The sequence below is a fragment of the Salinivibrio sp. EAGSL genome, assembly GCF_013366455.1.
GTDB lineage: Bacteria > Pseudomonadota > Gammaproteobacteria > Enterobacterales > Vibrionaceae > Salinivibrio > Salinivibrio costicola.
The window spans coordinates 81,340-97,211 of record NZ_JABWMG010000013.1 but is presented as its reverse complement, the minus strand read 5'-3'; the positions used below and the strand labels follow the sequence as shown (position 1 = coordinate 97,211).

At 48.8% G+C, this 15,872-nt stretch carries 13 protein-coding genes and 1 pseudogene; 10 read left to right on the top strand and 4 right to left on the bottom strand.

Annotation, left to right across the window (positions count from 1 at the left end):
• Position 1: 1 nt before the first annotated feature.
• Positions 2-2,620, top strand: coding sequence for a LuxQ periplasmic sensor domain-containing protein (locus HLG76_RS09785; RefSeq protein WP_175993555.1), 2,619 nt, complete (start codon positions 2-4; stop codon positions 2,618-2,620).
• Positions 2,621-2,651: 31 nt separating this feature from the next.
• On the opposite strand, the gene HLG76_RS09780 is transcribed toward HLG76_RS09785, so the two are convergent.
• Both HLG76_RS09780 and HLG76_RS09775 read right to left on the bottom strand, forming a co-directional pair.
• A complete protein-coding gene (locus HLG76_RS09780; protein ID WP_077459767.1) occupies positions 2,652-3,938 on the bottom strand; it encodes an HlyC/CorC family transporter in 1,287 nt (428 codons plus the stop codon).
• A gap of 68 nt (positions 3,939-4,006) precedes the next feature.
• Entirely contained in the window at positions 4,007-4,807 is an 801-nt protein-coding gene (locus HLG76_RS09775; RefSeq protein ID WP_021022064.1) for an inner membrane protein YpjD, read from the bottom strand.
• Positions 4,808-4,988: 181 nt separating this feature from the next.
• On the opposite strand from HLG76_RS09775, the gene ffh reads away from it, so the two are divergent.
• The 7 genes and pseudogenes from ffh to HLG76_RS09740 all read left to right on the top strand — a co-directional run bounded on the left by ffh (position 4,989) and on the right by HLG76_RS09740 (position 10,735).
• Positions 4,989-6,371 carry a signal recognition particle protein gene (gene ffh / locus HLG76_RS09770; protein ID WP_077459766.1) on the top strand — a complete coding sequence of 461 codons (1,383 nt, stop codon included), beginning with the start codon at positions 4,989-4,991 and terminating at the stop codon, positions 6,369-6,371.
• 206 nt (positions 6,372-6,577) lie between these two features.
• Positions 6,578-6,826 carry a 30S ribosomal protein S16 gene (rpsP, locus tag HLG76_RS09765; RefSeq protein WP_021022062.1) on the top strand — a complete coding sequence of 83 codons (249 nt, stop codon included), beginning with the start codon at positions 6,578-6,580 and terminating at the stop codon, positions 6,824-6,826.
• 28 nt (positions 6,827-6,854) lie between these two features.
• Positions 6,855-7,382 carry a ribosome maturation factor RimM gene (rimM, locus tag HLG76_RS09760; RefSeq protein WP_021022061.1) on the top strand — a complete coding sequence of 176 codons (528 nt, stop codon included), beginning with the start codon at positions 6,855-6,857 and terminating at the stop codon, positions 7,380-7,382.
• A 25-nt stretch (positions 7,383-7,407) separates the two neighbouring features.
• Positions 7,408-8,163, top strand: a complete 756-nt coding sequence (gene trmD / locus HLG76_RS09755) for a tRNA (guanosine(37)-N1)-methyltransferase TrmD (RefSeq protein WP_077576447.1) — start codon at positions 7,408-7,410, stop codon at positions 8,161-8,163.
• A gap of 28 nt (positions 8,164-8,191) precedes the next feature.
• On the top strand, positions 8,192-8,545 hold the full coding sequence (gene rplS, locus HLG76_RS09750) for a 50S ribosomal protein L19 (protein ID WP_021022059.1): 354 nt from the start codon (positions 8,192-8,194) through the stop codon (positions 8,543-8,545).
• 243 nt (positions 8,546-8,788) lie between these two features.
• Positions 8,789-10,218 (top strand): annotated as a pseudogene (locus HLG76_RS09745) (carbon starvation protein A).
• Between the two features lie 127 nt (positions 10,219-10,345).
• Positions 10,346-10,735, top strand: coding sequence for a DUF2799 domain-containing protein (locus HLG76_RS09740; RefSeq protein ID WP_077576449.1), 390 nt, complete (start codon positions 10,346-10,348; stop codon positions 10,733-10,735).
• Between the two features lie 21 nt (positions 10,736-10,756).
• Here HLG76_RS09740 and btsR read toward each other — a convergent pair whose 3' ends face one another.
• Complete coding sequence (btsR, locus tag HLG76_RS09735) at positions 10,757-11,470, bottom strand: two-component system response regulator BtsR (RefSeq protein WP_077646085.1); 714 nt, start codon at positions 11,468-11,470, stop codon at positions 10,757-10,759.
• Entirely contained in the window at positions 11,467-13,164 is a 1,698-nt protein-coding gene (locus HLG76_RS09730; protein ID WP_077459762.1) for a sensor histidine kinase, read from the bottom strand. The genes btsR and HLG76_RS09730 overlap by 4 nt, the downstream gene beginning before the upstream one ends.
• A gap of 178 nt (positions 13,165-13,342) precedes the next feature.
• On the opposite strand from HLG76_RS09730, the gene HLG76_RS09725 reads away from it, so the two are divergent.
• Together HLG76_RS09725 and tyrA are read left to right on the top strand one after the other, a co-directional pair.
• Positions 13,343-14,419, top strand: a complete 1,077-nt coding sequence (locus HLG76_RS09725; RefSeq protein ID WP_021022054.1) for a 3-deoxy-7-phosphoheptulonate synthase — start codon at positions 13,343-13,345, stop codon at positions 14,417-14,419.
• Positions 14,420-14,422: 3 nt separating this feature from the next.
• The gene (gene tyrA / locus HLG76_RS09720; RefSeq protein WP_175993554.1) at positions 14,423-15,556 is read left to right on the top strand and encodes a bifunctional chorismate mutase/prephenate dehydrogenase; all 1,134 of its coding nucleotides are present in this window, start codon (positions 14,423-14,425) and stop codon (positions 15,554-15,556) included.
• Positions 15,557-15,872: the final 316 nt, after the last annotated feature.

Genomic DNA, 15,872 nt, shown 5'->3' with positions numbered 1-15,872 from the left:
CATGCCCACCTTTGGTTCACCTAAATTATCACTCTCGCAATTACTGACTCGCTTGATTGTGGTCTTCTTCTTATGTGTGACCGCGGGCGTTTACATACAAAGTTACCAGTTGACCTTAGCGGGGATTAATCAAGAGATTAGCCGTACTTTGGCACAAACTTCTCGTCTATTGCAAAACGTCTTTGATAGTCGCTTAACGGCACTGCAAATTCACCAAAATACCAATGCTGCAAGTATGACACTTCAGTCACTGGTCGCCAGTGAAGACAGTGACGCACTTGATGACTATTTTATCGAACAAGAGCAACAAGATGTTGCAAATACCCCTGACTTTCGTTTTATCGCTAAAGACGACCGTGTGTTATGGCATGATGGTAGTAGCTTGTTTCACGGTATTGATAATGAGGGGTTGGATCAGCTGCGTTTGCAATTACGAAGTATTAATCGTTGGACCTTAACCACTGTCACCACGGATACAGAGCAAGGTTATTTACTGATGCGGAAAACGCCGATCGTTTTTCAATCAAACGGTAAACTCGGCGGATATTTGTATGTGGTCGTGATGCTGAATGGCAACTTTTCGTTTGTGAAAAGTTTGCAGCGTGCCAGTGACACTCAGGCGGTATGGCTATCGGCAGACAATGCAACCTTAGCATCTACTCTTAGTGGTAACGATGACATAGGCAAGGCGTTAACGTTGCCGAGCGAGGAGAGCAGTCAAGCGTTTCGGCACTATTTAGTGAGCCAATCCAAGCTTCGCATCGGCGGTGAGTCGACCAAAATTTCATTGTTATCGGCGCAACGTAATGACAATGTTGTCACATTACAGCGGCAAATGGGCATCAACTTATTGCTCACTACCCTAATTATTATTATCGCTGCTTTTTGGGTCAATCGTTTTGTGAAAACCCGGGTTGCGGATTCGCTCGATAGGCTAATGCGATATAGCCAAGGGGCGCGATCACGTCAACGTACCTTGCCGTTTGCCGGATCCGATATTGAAGAGTTTAATCACATCGGCAAAACTCTAGAGTCGACTTTTCATGCGCTGCACGAAAAAGAGCGCTCCCTACAAGATTTATTTGATTACGCGCTATCACCGATTATTGTTTGGGACACGGACTTTGCTATCACCCGTATCAATCCAGCAGCCAAGTTAAAGCTGAACTATGACGAACAAATCCATGCATCAAGCTGGTTGTATGATCAGTTTATGTATGCCATCTCTCCTCATCTAAAGCGCGCGGTTAATGGGACCATCCTCAAAGGGGTCAATATTGAGATTGACCGTCGCGTTTACCGATGGAATCTTGCACCTTTAATGGTTGATAACCAAGTCAAAGCGGTGATCGGCCAAGGTCAAGAAATTACATCTCTTATCGAAGCCGAGCAACAAAGCCAGCGAGCCAAAGAAGCAGCGGAAGCCTCCGCGCGCGCTAAATCAGAGTTCTTAGCCAAGATGAGCCATGAAATACGCACGCCGCTTAACGGCATTTTGGGGATCACGCAAATATTAAATGATAGAGCCGAGGATAAGGCACAAAAAGACCTACTTGGTAGTTTATACCAAAGTGGTGAGCACTTACTCACAGTGCTCAATGATATCCTCGATTTGTCTAAGATCGAACAAGGTAAAATGACCATCGAGTATGGGGAGTTTTATCTCCAAGATATCATTCGCACGGTGGAGAACATTTACACACCGCTTTGTGAAAGCAAGTCTATCTTATTGAATATCGATGCACCGATTGCGGCTGATACCATGGTGCGCTCGGATCAGTCCCGCCTCACACAAATCTTATTCAACCTAATGAGTAATGCGATAAAATTTACTCATGCAGGGCAGGTTGGGCTGACGGTCACCCTAGCGCAACGTGAAGTAGAAAAAACAGACGGGAAGGAAAATTCGTCAGATCAATCTCCATTGCGTCAATATACATTGCGTCTCGTAGTGAGTGATACCGGGATAGGAATGAACCAGCAGGCGCTTGAGTCTTTGTTCGATCCCTTTGTACAAGCGGATTCCAGTGTGACGCGGACTTACGGTGGTAGCGGCCTGGGCCTGTCGATTGTTAAAAGTCTATTAGACTTACTGGAAGGTGACATTGATGTGACCAGTGAGCCAGATAAAGGCAGCCGCTTTGTGGTCGAGGTGCCGCTCACCTTGGTGGACAATAAACCGGCCAAGGCGCCAGAAAACGTGCCTTTCGATCCTGTGTCGCTCGGCATCAAGCGCGTCTTATTGGTTGAGGATAATAAGATTAATGCTATGGTCGCCCAAGCATTTTGCCATAAATATCATATTGAGGTGGAGTGGGTGAAAGATGGAGAACAAGCATTAGCGCGCCTTCAGCAAGTGCAGTATGACTTGGTGTTGATGGATAACCATATGCCCAATCTTGGTGGTGTGGAAGCAACGCAGGCCATACGGCAAACGCTCGGGTTAAGTGTCCCCATCTACGCTTGCACGGCCGATGCGTATGGCAGCGTGCATGACGCTTTTTACCAAGCAGGCGCGGATTACATCATCGTCAAACCGATTAAAGAAGCCAGCTTTATCGAGGCGCTCCGCCACTTAAAACTCCGCCACTTAAAACATGGCGCACACGCTGACTCATGAGTGTGAGAGTTAACGTTGTGCGCTGCATGGTCTAAACACTAATATTGGCGTCGGGTTGGTCTGTAGGGAGGACTTTGACTTGCTTGATCATATTGTCGGCAACATCGACAATTTCAATATGGTGACCATCAATTTCAATGCTCAAGCGGCTTTTAGGGATATCCTCCAAGTGCTCGAGAATTAAACCATTGAGGGTACGGGGGCCGTCAGTGGGTAAGGTCCAGTTAAGACTCTTATTCAAATCGCGAATATTGGCGCTACCTTCAATCAAATAGCCACCATCGGTCAATGACGTAATCTCTTCGGCCAAGCTCGGTGATAAAGAGGTGGTAAACTCACCCACGATCTCTTCGAGAATGTCTTCTAACGTCACCAGGCCAATCATGTCGCCGTATTCGTCTACCACTAAGCCGATACGTTGCTTATTACGCTGAAATTTAAGCATTTGTACGTTCAGTGGCGTGCCTTCCGGAATAAAATAGACTTCATCGGCGGCGCGAAGCAGCGTCTCTTTATTAAATTCGTTTTTCTCAACCATCAGGCGATAGGCTTTGCGGACGCGCAGCATCCCAACCACCTCGTCGATGGTATCGCGGTATAACACCATTCTTCCATGCGGGGCATGCGTGAATTGGCGCATGATGGACTTCCAGTCATCATTGATATTAATCCCAGTGATCTCATTGCGTGGCACCATGATGTCATCCACGGTCACCTCCTCAAGCTCTAGGATTGATAGCAACATATGCTGGTGACGACGAGGGATCAAGCTACCGGCTTCGTTGACAATGGTCCGCAGCTCTTCGGTGCTTAGATTATCTTTGCCGTCGGCTTTAGCGCCTATTCCTAACAAGCGCAAAAAACCATTGGTGATAAAGTTCACCAGGCTAACAAGCGGATAAAACACCTTCATTAGGATGGTGAGCAAATGGCTGCTAATAAACGATACGCGCTCTGGATAAAGAGCAGCCAGCGTTTTGGGCGTGACTTCGGCAAACACCAGGATCACCATCGTTAACACACCGGTTGCGATCGCAATCCCTGCGTCGCCATACAAACGTAACCCTAGGACGGTCGCGATTGAAGAGGCAAGAATATTTACCAGGTTATTACCGATCAGAATAAGCCCAATCAATCGGTCTGGCCGAGCAAGCAGTTTTTCGACCCGCTTAGCGCCACTGTGGCCTGATTTAGAGAGGTGGCGCAACCGGTACCGATTAAGTGCCATCATGCCTGTCTCAGACCCGGAAAAATAACCGGAAATGACGATAAGCAATACCAAAAGGGAAATTAATATTCCCGTCGATATGTCGTCCAACGAACTGTTCCTTACGTTTGTTTTAAAATCAGAGCGTGTGCTCGAGGGTTTACGCTAAATGCGCGTAATCAATAGCCTGCAATCAATATCTCACGAACAAACCGGCTACCAAAGTAGGCCAGAGTAAGGAGAAACGCGCCCACGATACTAAACCAGACCACCCGACGTCCACGCCAGCCGGACTGATAATGCCCCCAAAGGAGTACACCATAGACTCCCCAAGCGGCCATCGAGAGGAAGGCTTTGTGCGCTTTTCCTTGCGCGAACATGTCATCGACAAAGACAAAACCAGAGATTAGAGTGAGTGTTAATAATACTTGTCCGACTAAAATGATGTTGAAAAGCTGACGCTCCACCATCATTAAAGGAGGAACATTATGATTAATCACCTGGCGCTTTTTGTGTTTGAGCTGATAATCCAGCCAAGCCAATTGCAATGCGTACAGGGTAGCAATCATCAATGTTGAGTATGAAAACAGAGCCAGAGAAATGTGTAATAGCACCTCTGGATGTGATTCAAGATGCGTAATAAAGGCACCGGGCAGCAGGGTCGCGCTCGCAAGGTTTAGTCCTGCAAAGGCATAAACCACCGGCAGCAAGAACCATAGCCGCAATCGGAAAATTAGCCCGGTCGTCATCATCGCAATGATAAAACTCACCAAGGAGGCGACGTTGAGCATGCTAAGATTCTGCCCACTTCCTGATAAAATCAGATCTTTGAGCAGATAAGCATGTAACGCCAGCGCAGCCAGTGCGGTGAAAAAGACCGGCTTCGCACTAATTTGATTGTTGCTGGACAAGCCGGGGATGATCTGCAAAATGGCGGCCAGATAAAGCAGTGATGCCAACAAGGCTGTCAGAATTTCCATCGTCACCGATCAGTCAGTTAATCAATAAGAATGAAGGTGTGAGTATACCTTGCCTCAATCTCTGTCGCTATCGATACATGCAAGTGATGGGGGGATTGCGGTATAATCTCAGTAATTTCGCGACAGCGATTGCACCCAGATGAAAAATCATGGGCCAATAGGACGAGTGGGCGAGTAACGCATGTTTGAAAACTTATCAGAACGTTTATCCCGGACGCTCAAAAATGTGAGCGGCCGTGGGCGATTAACGGAAGACAATATCAAAGAAACCCTGCGCGAAGTGCGTATGGCGCTACTGGAAGCCGATGTCGCGCTCCCTGTGGTTCGTGATTTTGTTAAACGCGTCAAAGAACGCGCCGTTGGCATTGAAGTCTCTAAAAGCCTGACCCCAGGGCAAGAGTTTATCAAGATTGTTCAAGCTGAGCTTGAAGCGGTGATGGGCGACGCCAATGAAAAATTGGATCTTGCGGCGCAGCCGCCCGCAGTGATTTTGATGGCGGGCTTGCAAGGGGCGGGTAAAACCACCAGTGTGGGTAAGCTGGGTAAGATGCTTACCGAGCAAGAAAAGAAAAAAGTGTTAGTGGTGTCTGCCGATGTGTATCGCCCGGCGGCGATCAAACAGTTGGAGACCTTGGCTAGCGAAGTGGGGGTTGATTTTTTCCCGTCCAGCACTGACCAAAATCCAGTCGATATTGCTCAATCCGCGGTTGAGCACGGCAAGCTAAAATTTTATGACGTAGTGATTGTCGATACGGCGGGTCGTTTGCATGTCGATGACGCCATGATGGGCGAAATCAAAGACGTTCACCGCGCGATCAACCCTGTTGAAACCCTGTTCGTGGTAGACGCCATGACAGGCCAAGATGCGGCGAACACCGCCAAAGCCTTTAACGATGCATTGGCATTGACGGGTGTGGTTCTGACCAAGGTTGATGGTGACGCCCGTGGTGGTGCCGCACTGTCGGTGCGTCATATCACCGGTAAACCGATTAAGTTCTTGGGTGTGGGTGAAAAAACAGACGCACTTGAGCCTTTCCATCCTGACCGGGTGGCATCCCGTATATTGGGGATGGGCGACATGCTGTCGCTTATCGAAGATCTCGAGCGTAATGTCGATCAAGACAAAGCCGAGAAAATGGCCAAGAAGTTCAAGCAGAAGAAAGGCTTCGACTTGGCCGATTTTCGTGATCAGCTTGAGCAGATGAAGGGCATGGGTGGCATGATGGGCATGATGGATAAGCTGCCTGGCATGTCCAATGTGCCTGATAACGTGAAAGATAACGTTGATGATAAAATGTTCTTGCAGATGGAAGCGATCATTAACTCGATGACACCGCGTGAGCGCCAGCGTCCAGAAATCATCAAAGGGTCACGCAAAAAGCGGATTGCCGCCGGTTCAGGCACCCAGGTGCAAGACGTCAACCGCTTGCTTAAGCAGTTCACCCAAATGCAGAAGATGATGAAGAAAATGCAAAAAGGTGGCATGCGCAATATGATGCGCCAAATGAAGGGCATGATGCCACCCGGTGGTGGTCCCGGCGGCCCTGGCGGATTCATGGGTTAATCCGATTCGATATTTTGCTTGTTAGCCCAGTGCTAGCAGGCTTGATAACTCGCTGTGAGGCTGGGGACAGCTGGTGGAAATTTGACTAAACCAGTTGCATTCACAGCAATAAAGAGTAAAATTCCCGAGCTTTATTTTGGCACGAGGCCCCGCATTGCTTACGCGAAACGGGGCCAATTTTATTAAGTAATGCAAATGAGGACGATATGGTAACCATTCGTTTGGCACGTCATGGCGCGAAAAAACGCCCATTTTATCAAATCGTTGTAGCTGACAGCCGCCAGGCGCGCGACGGTCGCTTCATCGAAAAAATTGGTTTCTTCAACCCTGTTGCTCAAGGCCAGGAAGAGAAACTACGCCTTGACCTGGATCGCGTAAACCACTGGGTTAGCGAAGGCGCAACGGTTTCTGACCGTGTTGCTAAGCTAGTCAAAGACGCAGCGCAAGCGGCGTAATTGATCAGTGTCAGGGTTAAAAGAAGAAATGAGTGAGCAAGAGACGATTGTCGTTGGCAAGCTAGGCTCGTCGTACGGCATACGAGGCTGGCTCAAGATTTTTTCTTACACTGAAGATGCTGAAAGCATTTTTGCCTACTCACCCTGGTTTATCCAGGTGCGCGGGCAGTGGCAACGTTTCGAGGTCGAAGACTGGAAACGCCACAATAAAGGGTATGTCGCCAAACTTACGGGGCTGGATCAGCGCGAAGACGCGCAGATGCTGACCAACGCTGAGATTGCAGTCAGTGCACAAGCGCTTCCTGCTTTATCAGATCAAGAGTTTTATTGGCGTGAGCTGTTTGGTATGGACGTGGTGAATGCAAAAGGCTATCACCTCGGCACTGTGACTGACATGCTTGAAACAGGCTCGAACGACGTGCTTGTCGTTAAAGCCAACCTGAAAGATGCTTTTGGTAAAAAGGAACGCTTAATTCCGTTCCTTGAAGAGCAGGTCATCAAGTCGATTGATCGCACTGCTCAACGGATCGAAGTTGACTGGGATCCTGGTTTTTAAACTCCAACAGTAAGCGAGCGGAAATATGTGGGTTGGCATTATCAGCCTGTTTCCAGAAATGTTCCGAGCGGTCACTGATTTTGGAGTCACGGGCCAAGCGGTAAAAAAAGGGCTGTTAAACGTCGAAACGTGGAATCCGCGTGATTTCACCCACGACAAACACCGTACGGTCGATGACCGACCTTACGGCGGTGGCCCGGGCATGTTAATGATGGTAGAGCCTTTGCGCGATGCGATTCATGCCGCTAAACAAGCCGCAGGCGATAAAGCGAAAGTGGTTTACCTCTCTCCGCAAGGGCGCAAGCTCGATCAAGCGGGGGTCGAGTCGCTGGCGAGCAATGATAAACTTATTTTGATTTGTGGCCGGTATGAAGGGGTAGACGAGCGCATTATTCAAACTCACGTTGACGAAGAATGGTCAGTGGGAGATTTTGTGCTTAGTGGGGGCGAGCTGCCCGCGATGACGTTAGTCGATGCTGTTGCTCGGTTTGTACCGGGTGTGCTAGGCGATATGGCGTCAGCAGAGGAAGATTCCTTTGCCAATGGGTTGTTAGACTGTCCACACTACACGCGTCCTGAAGTGTTAGATGGGTTGGTGGTACCAGAGGTGCTAAAATCCGGTAATCATAAGGACATTCGTCGCTGGCGATTAAAACAATCGCTAGGTCGCACTTGGTTACGACGACCAGAGCTCCTGGAAAACCTAGCTCTGACTGACGAACAGGAATCACTACTTGCCGAGTTCATCAAAGAACATCGTGCAAGTGCCGAATCAAATTGAGTTTCAGTTTATTCTAGGGTTATAAATAATGAGTAACATCATCAAGCAGCTCGAAGACGAGCAAATGAAAAAAGACCTGCCTGAGTTTCAAGCAGGTGACACTGTCCTGGTACAGCTTAAAGTAAAAGAAGGTAACCGTGAGCGTCTGCAGCCATATGAAGGTGTGGTTATCGCTAAGCGCAATCGTGGTCTACACTCTGCATTTACCGTACGTAAAATGTCTAGCGGTGAAGGTGTAGAGCGTACTTTCCAAGCCCATTCGCCAGTTATCGACAGCATTACTGTTAAACGTCGCGGTGCAGTACGTCGTGCCAAACTGTACTACCTGCGTGAGCGTTCTGGTAAGTCAGCTCGAATCAAAGAGCGTCTTAACAAGAAGTAATCGCCCCTATGGCGTTTATTGCTCAAAAGCCCGTCCTGTAGGACGGGCTTTTTAATGGCCAATCGGCTCATTCACACCTCACCCTTCACCGCCCTCACCACTTAATCCTGTTTACAACCGTTTATCTGCACCGGCGACCACTCGCCGTTAAAGCGCGTGTATTCGACAACGCAATCGGCAAAATGGCATCTGTCCCCTACTAAAAGATTGGCAGCAGCGCTGCTAACGACACGGAGAGCAATTATGTCCTGGTTTTTACTTTGCGTAGTGACCTTGATTGTCGGCTACTTTACCTACGGCACTTTCATTACCAAAATTTTTGGGCCAAACCGCAAAAAGCGACCCCGGCCATGAGCATGAACGATGGTGTCGACTTTGTGCCACTGTCAGATAAGAAAGTATATCTGATTCAACTGCTTAATATTGCAGGCCTCGGTCCGATTTTTGGCCCAATACTCGGTGCGTTATATGGCCCTGTTGCCATGCTATGGATTGTGTTTGGCTGCATTTTTGCCGGCGCCGTGCATGATTATTTCTCTGGTATGCTCAGTGTGCGTGCCAATGGCGCATCTGTCCCTTCTGTCGTGGGCGAGCATCTCGGTAACTTCGCTAAACATTTTATGAACTTCTTTGCGGTGTTACTCTTGATGCTGGTGGGCGTGGTGTTTGTGCTCGGTCCAGCCAAGTTGTTAGGTAGTCTGTCAGAAATGAGCGTGGCGCTGTGGGTGGGCATTATCTTTGCCTACTATGTATTGGCCACCGTGGTGCCGATAGACAAAATTATTGGCCGTTTTTATCCTATATTTGGCGCTTTGCTTGTCTTTATGTCGGTGGGCTTGATTATCGGCTTGGCCGTGAGCGATCACAGCTTCTACAGCCAAGGGCTCGATTTTGCCACCAACTTCCATCCGACCGATCTGCCACTATGGCCATTACTGTTTATCACCATCGCTTGTGGTGCGGTATCAGGCTTCCACGCCACCCAATCGCCATTAATGGCGCGTTGTATGCAGAATGAAAAGTCAGGCCGGTTTATCTTTTATGGCGCCATGATTGGTGAAGGTGTGATTGCGCTTATCTGGTGTAGTCTGGGCTTAAGCTTCTATGAATCGAGTGACGCGCTTAATCAAACGCTCGCTAACGGTGGCCCGGCAGCGGTGGTGCATGAGGTTTCCACCTCGCTACTTGGCACGGTCGGCGGCATTATGGCGGTATTAGGGGTGATTGTGTTGCCGATCACTTCTGGCGACACTGCTTTCCGTTCTGCGCGTCTGATTATCGCCGACTTTCTGAATATTCAGCAAAAACCGATGGTGAAGCGCCTGATGATTGCGATCCCCATGTTTGTGGTCGGCTTTTTGATCACCAAAGCGGAGTTTGGCGTGATTTGGCGTTACTTCGGCTGGGCTAACCAAACTACCGCGATGATCATGTTGTGGGCCGCGGCAGCCTATCTTATTAAGCGTGATAAGCTGCACTGGGTATGCACCATTCCTGCGATGTTTATGACCGCGGTAACTGTCACTTATTTGGCCAATGCTGAAATCGGTTTTAGCTTACCGATGAATATCGCTACCATGATTGGTGTCGGGGCAACCGTTGTCGCCACAATTGGGTTCTTTATCGGTTATAAACCCAATTCGCAGTTAATCGCCAATGAAAAGCAGTTATAGGTAAGGCGTTATAGCTGATGGGTCTGCGCTCAGCTATATGACTGGTCTTCAAGCAATATTCAGTCAAATACGCTAAGATCTAAGCCTCAGTATTTACTGAGGCTTTTTTATGAGGGTAGGACAGGGCATGAAACAGACGTTTTTTTTATTATTCGCCGTTTTACTTTTGGCCGGGTGCGCTGCTTCTACCACCCAAGGCTTGGTTGACGATCAAAATTGGTATGGCTTGGGGGAGCAAGATGGTCAGCGTGGTTTGCCACAGCGATCCGTGAAAGATTTACAAACCCTGGCAAGTAAAGCGACTGGGCCGATGAATGCAAATTATCTCGACTACGAGCAAGGCTACATCCATGGTATTGATGATTACTGCGATCCTGCTCATGCCTATCAGCTTGGGCTAGACGGAAATCCGTATATGGGCGTATGTGAAAGTCGGCCAGGATCTCAGCGTTTTAGAATGGAATGGCAGCGTGGTCATCACGATTCTCAAAGCCAATCTAATAGCCTATTTTATTGAGCACTGGCGTATAAGTCTGGGTTAGTTAAGCCCCAATTGATTTTTTAACGCTTTTAGGTAACGTCGGCTCACCGGCACAACATGCGCCGAGGAGGTAATCACCTCGGCAAGGCCATTGTCGAGTAAGCGGATTTCGCGGATAGCGGCGGGGTGAATCAAGTATTGGCGATGACAGCGTATTAAGGGGGTTTTGTCCTCCAAGACCTTGAGTGATAGGTGCGTGGTAGACTCGCCTTTTGCGGTGAGCAGTGCGACGCCACTTAAGGCGGTCCGCGCAACTTCGACCTCTTGATGTGGGATCAATGTAATCCGACTGTGTCCCGCACAGGGAAGCAAATCCAACGTTGGTGTCATTGCTCGGTAGTCGTTTTTCTGGCGTAGCTCACGAGTGAGTTTTTCCAAGGATTTTTTTAATCGCACGGTTTCAACGGGCTTTAACAGGTAGTCGAACGCATTTTCTTCAAATGCTTGTACCGCATATTCATCATAGGCGGTGACAAATACCACCTTGGGCATGGTATCGGGATCGAGCATGGCTAACAGCTCTAATCCCGTCACTCGCGGCATTTGAATATCTAAAAACACCACGTCTGGACGGGTTTGATTGATGGCTTTCAGTGCGTCAATGGCATTGTTGCATTGCCCTATGATGTCAACACCGCCTACCGCTAGCAACTCGTCTTCCAACGCCTCGCGGGCGTGCAGCTCATCATCAACAATCAATGCCTTAATCATGCCTCTCTCTCCTTATTGGGCGTTTGATACGTGAAGGGCAAAGTGACGGTTGCCCGTGTCCATATATCAGGCTGACAGGTCATTTTTAGCGCATATTGGCCGCCAAACAACCCTCGTACACGCTTATCAACAATACGCATGCCGAGTCCTGAGTGTTGTGCTGCGGGTTGGTAAAGCCCGGCATTGTCTTCCACTTGTAAATACAGGCATTCGCCTTCTTGCCAGCCACGAATAATAATTTTGCCGTCTGCCATCAATTGGCTGATCCCATGTTTCACCGCATTCTCGACCAAAGGCTGTAAGGTAAAACTTGGGATCACCGCGTGTAAGATAGCGGGATCAATCTGCTTCTCCACACTCATGCGATCGGCAAAACGGGCATGTTCGAGCTCTAAATAGGCATCAAGGTGATTCAGCTCTTGCTCAAGCGAGACGGTCTCGCGGTTTTGCTTAAGGTTACTGCGAAAGAAAGTCGATAGATGTTGGATCAATTGGCGTGCCCGCTCTGGCTCGCGTTTGACCACCGCACTAATCGTATTTAAGGCATTGAACAAGAAGTGCGGATTGACTTGGGCGCGTAATAGGTTTAATTCGGCCTGGGTGAGCAAACTTTGTTGACGCTGATAACGGCCGGTTAAAATCTGGTTCGAGAGCAATCGGGCGATCCCTTCGCCCATGGTGACATTAATGGCCGAAAAGAGCTTACGTTTTGGCTCATAAAGCTTCACCGTCCCCAGTACATAGCCATCGCCTCCGCGTAGCGGGATCACCAGTACCGATCCCAACTTGCAATAAGGAGAAAGTGAACAGCAATAGGGGATATCCGCACCATCAATATAGATCAGCTGATCATCGGCAATCGCGCGACGGGTGTAATCAGAGGCAATTGGCGTACCGGGGAGATGGTGGTCATCGCCAATACCGGTAAACGCAAGGATCTTTTCTCTATCGGTAATCGCCACCGCCCCAACGCCGGTTTCTTGCTGAATAATGGCAGCGACTTGTTCACTGCTTTGTTGATTAAACCCGCTGCTTAAAAGGCCGACCGATCGTTCAGCAATTTTGAGTGCTTTGCTGGAAAATGCCGCTGAATAGCGCTCGAACAGGGTTTTCCGGTCGACAATTATGCTCATAAACATCGCCGCGCCAATAGAGTTAGCAATCACCATGGGGGCGGCAATCGCGCTAACCAGTTCATACGCGCGGCTAAAGGGTTCAGCGACCGCGAGGATAATCGCCATCTGCACTAACTCGGCAACGAAGGTTACCCCTAACACGACTGTGGGAGAGAATAAACGGCTGGTTTGATTGCGCGACACCAAATAGCGATGCATTACGCCACCAATCAAGCCCTCTGCCGTGGTCGAAATGGCGCAAGCCAAGTCAGTAAAGCCGCCTAAACTGTAGCGATGTAAACCGCCGGTTAGCCCGACCAAAAAGCCCACAAATGGGCCGCCTAGTAATCCGCCCATGACCGCGCCGATCGCACGGGTGTTGGCAATTGCATCTTGAATCCCCAAGCCAAAATAGGTACCGAGAATGCAAAAGCCAGAGAAAAGAAAATAACAAACAACTTTATGCGACAGTCGCCCCGAAATACTCAGCAGTGGCATAAATGCCGGTGTTTTACTGAGCAAATAGGCGATAACCAGATAGACGCTCATTTGCTGAAGAAGTGAGAGAATCAGTGCCATAACGACCCACACAAAAAAACCAATGCGCTATAGTAACGGTTGCCGTTGTAAGACTCTATTGTAATCTCTAGTGTAAATTATTAATTACAGAGTAAATAAATAAGTACAGTTTGTATTGCTTTTAAAATATAGGCTGGTATTGTTTGTGTAAAACATGATGAACATTAAAGGCAAGGCTATGCAGCAAGATTCGGTGACCAATATTCATATCCGTGATGAGCAGGTGCTCTTGACGCCAGAGCAGCTTCGCGCGCAGTTCCCTATTGAAAAAAGTACCCGGGCTGCTATCAGTGAGGCACGCGAGACAGTGGCGGATATTATTCATAAACGCGATCATCGCTTGTTGGTGGTGTGTGGTCCTTGCTCTATTCATGATGTTGAAGCGGCGAAAGACTACGCGCGTCGTCTGAAAGCCTTGTCGGATGAACTCAGCGATCACCTGTTTATTGTCATGCGGGTGTACTTTGAAAAACCGCGGACCACTACTGGCTGGAAAGGGTTAATCAACGATCCGCATCTGGATGGCAGCTTTGATGTGGAATCTGGCTTAAAGCAAGCGCGTGGTCTGCTCACGGATTTAGCACAAATGGGGATCCCGTTGGCCACTGAAGCGTTGGACCCAATCAGCCCGCAATACATTGGTGATCTGTTTAGCTGGGCGGCGATTGGCGCACGTACCACCGAATCACAAACCCACCGTGAAATGGCCAGTGGTTTGTCGATGCCAATCGGCTTTAAAAACGGTACTGATGGCAATCTGGCCACCGCCACTAATGCGATGAAAGCCGCCGCGTCTGGGCACCGGTTTATGGGGATCAACCAAGCGGGCCAAGTGGCACTGCTTACAACGCAAGGTAACCCTAATGGGCATGTGATCTTACGTGGTGGTAAGCAAACCAACTACGATTCAGTCTCCGTCGCCGAATGTGAGCAGCAAATGGAAGCTGCGGGACTCAACCCGTCCCTGATGGTGGATTGTAGCCACGCGAATTCACGTAAAGATTACCGCCGCCAGCCATTGGTGGCAGAAGATGTGATCCATCAAATCAAACAAGGTAACCGCTCTGTCATTGGTCTGATGATCGAAAGCCATCTTAACGCGGGTAACCAATCGGCGGATTTGTCTAAAGATGAGATGGAGTACGGTGTGTCGATCACGGACGCTTGCATTGATTGGGCGTCTACCGAACAATTGTTACGTCATGCTCACCAAGAGCTGGCAACCTCTCTTCAACAACGTACTCAACAGGACTAAACCATGGTGGCGGAACTCAGCCGACTGCGCGATCAAATAGACGATGTCGATAAACAAATGGTGAGCTTGCTCGCGCGCCGTTTAGAGCTGGTAGCAGAAGTGGGGGAGGTGAAAAGCCAGCATGGCTTGCCCATTTATGCACCGGACCGTGAGGCGGCGATGCTCGCTTCGCGTCGTCAAGAAGCACAGTCGCAAGGGGTGCCACCGGATTTAATTGAAGATGTGCTGCGTCGCACCATGCGTGAGTCTTACAGCAGTGAAAATGACTCTGGCTTTAAGTGTCTAAACCCAGATTTACGTCAGGTGGTGGTGATTGGGGGTAAAGGCCAGCTGGGTGGCTTATTTGCTCGCTTGTTCCGTTTGTCGGGTTATCAGGTTGCGGTGCTGGATAAAGAGGATTGGGAGGATGCCGATGCCCTGCTGGCCGATGCGGGGATGGTGGTGGTCTCGGTGCCGATTGACGTCACGGAAACGGTCATTAGTAAACTGACCCAGCTGCCAGACGATTGCTTATTGGTGGATCTCACTTCGGTGAAATCCGGTCCGCTACAAGCGATGTTATCCGTGCACTCCGGCCCAGTGGTTGGCCTGCACCCCATGTTTGGCCCAGATGTGGCCAGCCTTGCTAAACAGGTAATGGTGTATTGCGATGGCCGACAGCCTGAGGCATACCAATGGCTGCTCGAGCAATTTCGTATTTGGGGCGCAGGGTTAAACCGGATCAGTGCCATTGAGCATGATGAAGGCATGACGCTGATCCAAGCGCTACGTCACTTTACGTCGTTTGTTTACGGGGTCCATCTGGCAGAAGAAAACCCCAATCTCGATCAGCTTACTGCGCTAAGCTCACCGATTTATCGCTTAGAGCTTGCCATGGTGGGGCGTCTGTTTGCCCAAGATGCAAGCTTGTATGCGGATATTATTATGTCCTCACCGCAAAACTTGGCGATGATCAAGCGTTTTTACCAGCGTTTTGGCGAAGCGATTGATTTGCTTGAACAACACGACAAAGCCACTTTTGTCGATGCGTTTGCGCAAGTGGAAAACTGGTTTGGCGACTATGCCCCACGTTTTTTACAAGAAAGCCAAGGCCTGTTGCGACAAGCCAACGATGCGACTCACCGCACCGCGACCTAGGCTTATATAAACCGCTCCGACAATCGATGATAAATCTATACCGAAACCAGCCGCTTGGCTGGTTTTTTGATAGCGTAGAAATACCTTATCTGTCATAGATAGCAATGGAATAAAAATAATGAGGTCACTAGAGTGAGATCTTGATCCTAAAAAACATCATATCTTCAGTGAGGAGTGATTTTTCAATCGATTTTGTATTTATATATTGGTAGTGTTTTTCGGTTTTTTTATTGTTCCTTTACCTAAATACTAATTTAAATAAGACTTTTATGCAGAATAGATATTTTCCGTTAGTGGGTTTCATCTATATAGTGTT

Excerpts from the sequence above, each read along its gene's own strand:
- tyrA (WP_175993554.1), top strand. The coding sequence starts at position 14,423 with ATGGTGGCGGAACTCAGCCGACTGCGCGATCAAATAGACGATGTCGAT.
- HLG76_RS09775 (WP_021022064.1), bottom strand. The coding sequence starts at position 4,807 with ATGGAAATTCTGACAGCCTTGTTGGCATCACTGCTTTATCTGGCCGCC.
- HLG76_RS09725 (WP_021022054.1), top strand. The coding sequence starts at position 13,343 with ATGCAGCAAGATTCGGTGACCAATATTCATATCCGTGATGAGCAGGTG.
- btsR (WP_077646085.1), bottom strand. The coding sequence starts at position 11,470 with ATGATTAAGGCATTGATTGTTGATGATGAGCTGCACGCCCGCGAGGCG.
- HLG76_RS09785 (WP_175993555.1), top strand. The coding sequence starts at position 2 with ATGCCCACCTTTGGTTCACCTAAATTATCACTCTCGCAATTACTGACT.
- trmD (WP_077576447.1), top strand. The coding sequence starts at position 7,408 with ATGTGGGTTGGCATTATCAGCCTGTTTCCAGAAATGTTCCGAGCGGTC.
- rplS (WP_021022059.1), top strand. The coding sequence starts at position 8,192 with ATGAGTAACATCATCAAGCAGCTCGAAGACGAGCAAATGAAAAAAGAC.
- HLG76_RS09730 (WP_077459762.1), bottom strand. The coding sequence starts at position 13,164 with ATGGCACTGATTCTCTCACTTCTTCAGCAAATGAGCGTCTATCTGGTT.
- ffh (WP_077459766.1), top strand. The coding sequence starts at position 4,989 with ATGTTTGAAAACTTATCAGAACGTTTATCCCGGACGCTCAAAAATGTG.
- HLG76_RS09740 (WP_077576449.1), top strand. The coding sequence starts at position 10,346 with ATGAAACAGACGTTTTTTTTATTATTCGCCGTTTTACTTTTGGCCGGG.
- rpsP (WP_021022062.1), top strand. The coding sequence starts at position 6,578 with ATGGTAACCATTCGTTTGGCACGTCATGGCGCGAAAAAACGCCCATTT.
- rimM (WP_021022061.1), top strand. The coding sequence starts at position 6,855 with ATGAGTGAGCAAGAGACGATTGTCGTTGGCAAGCTAGGCTCGTCGTAC.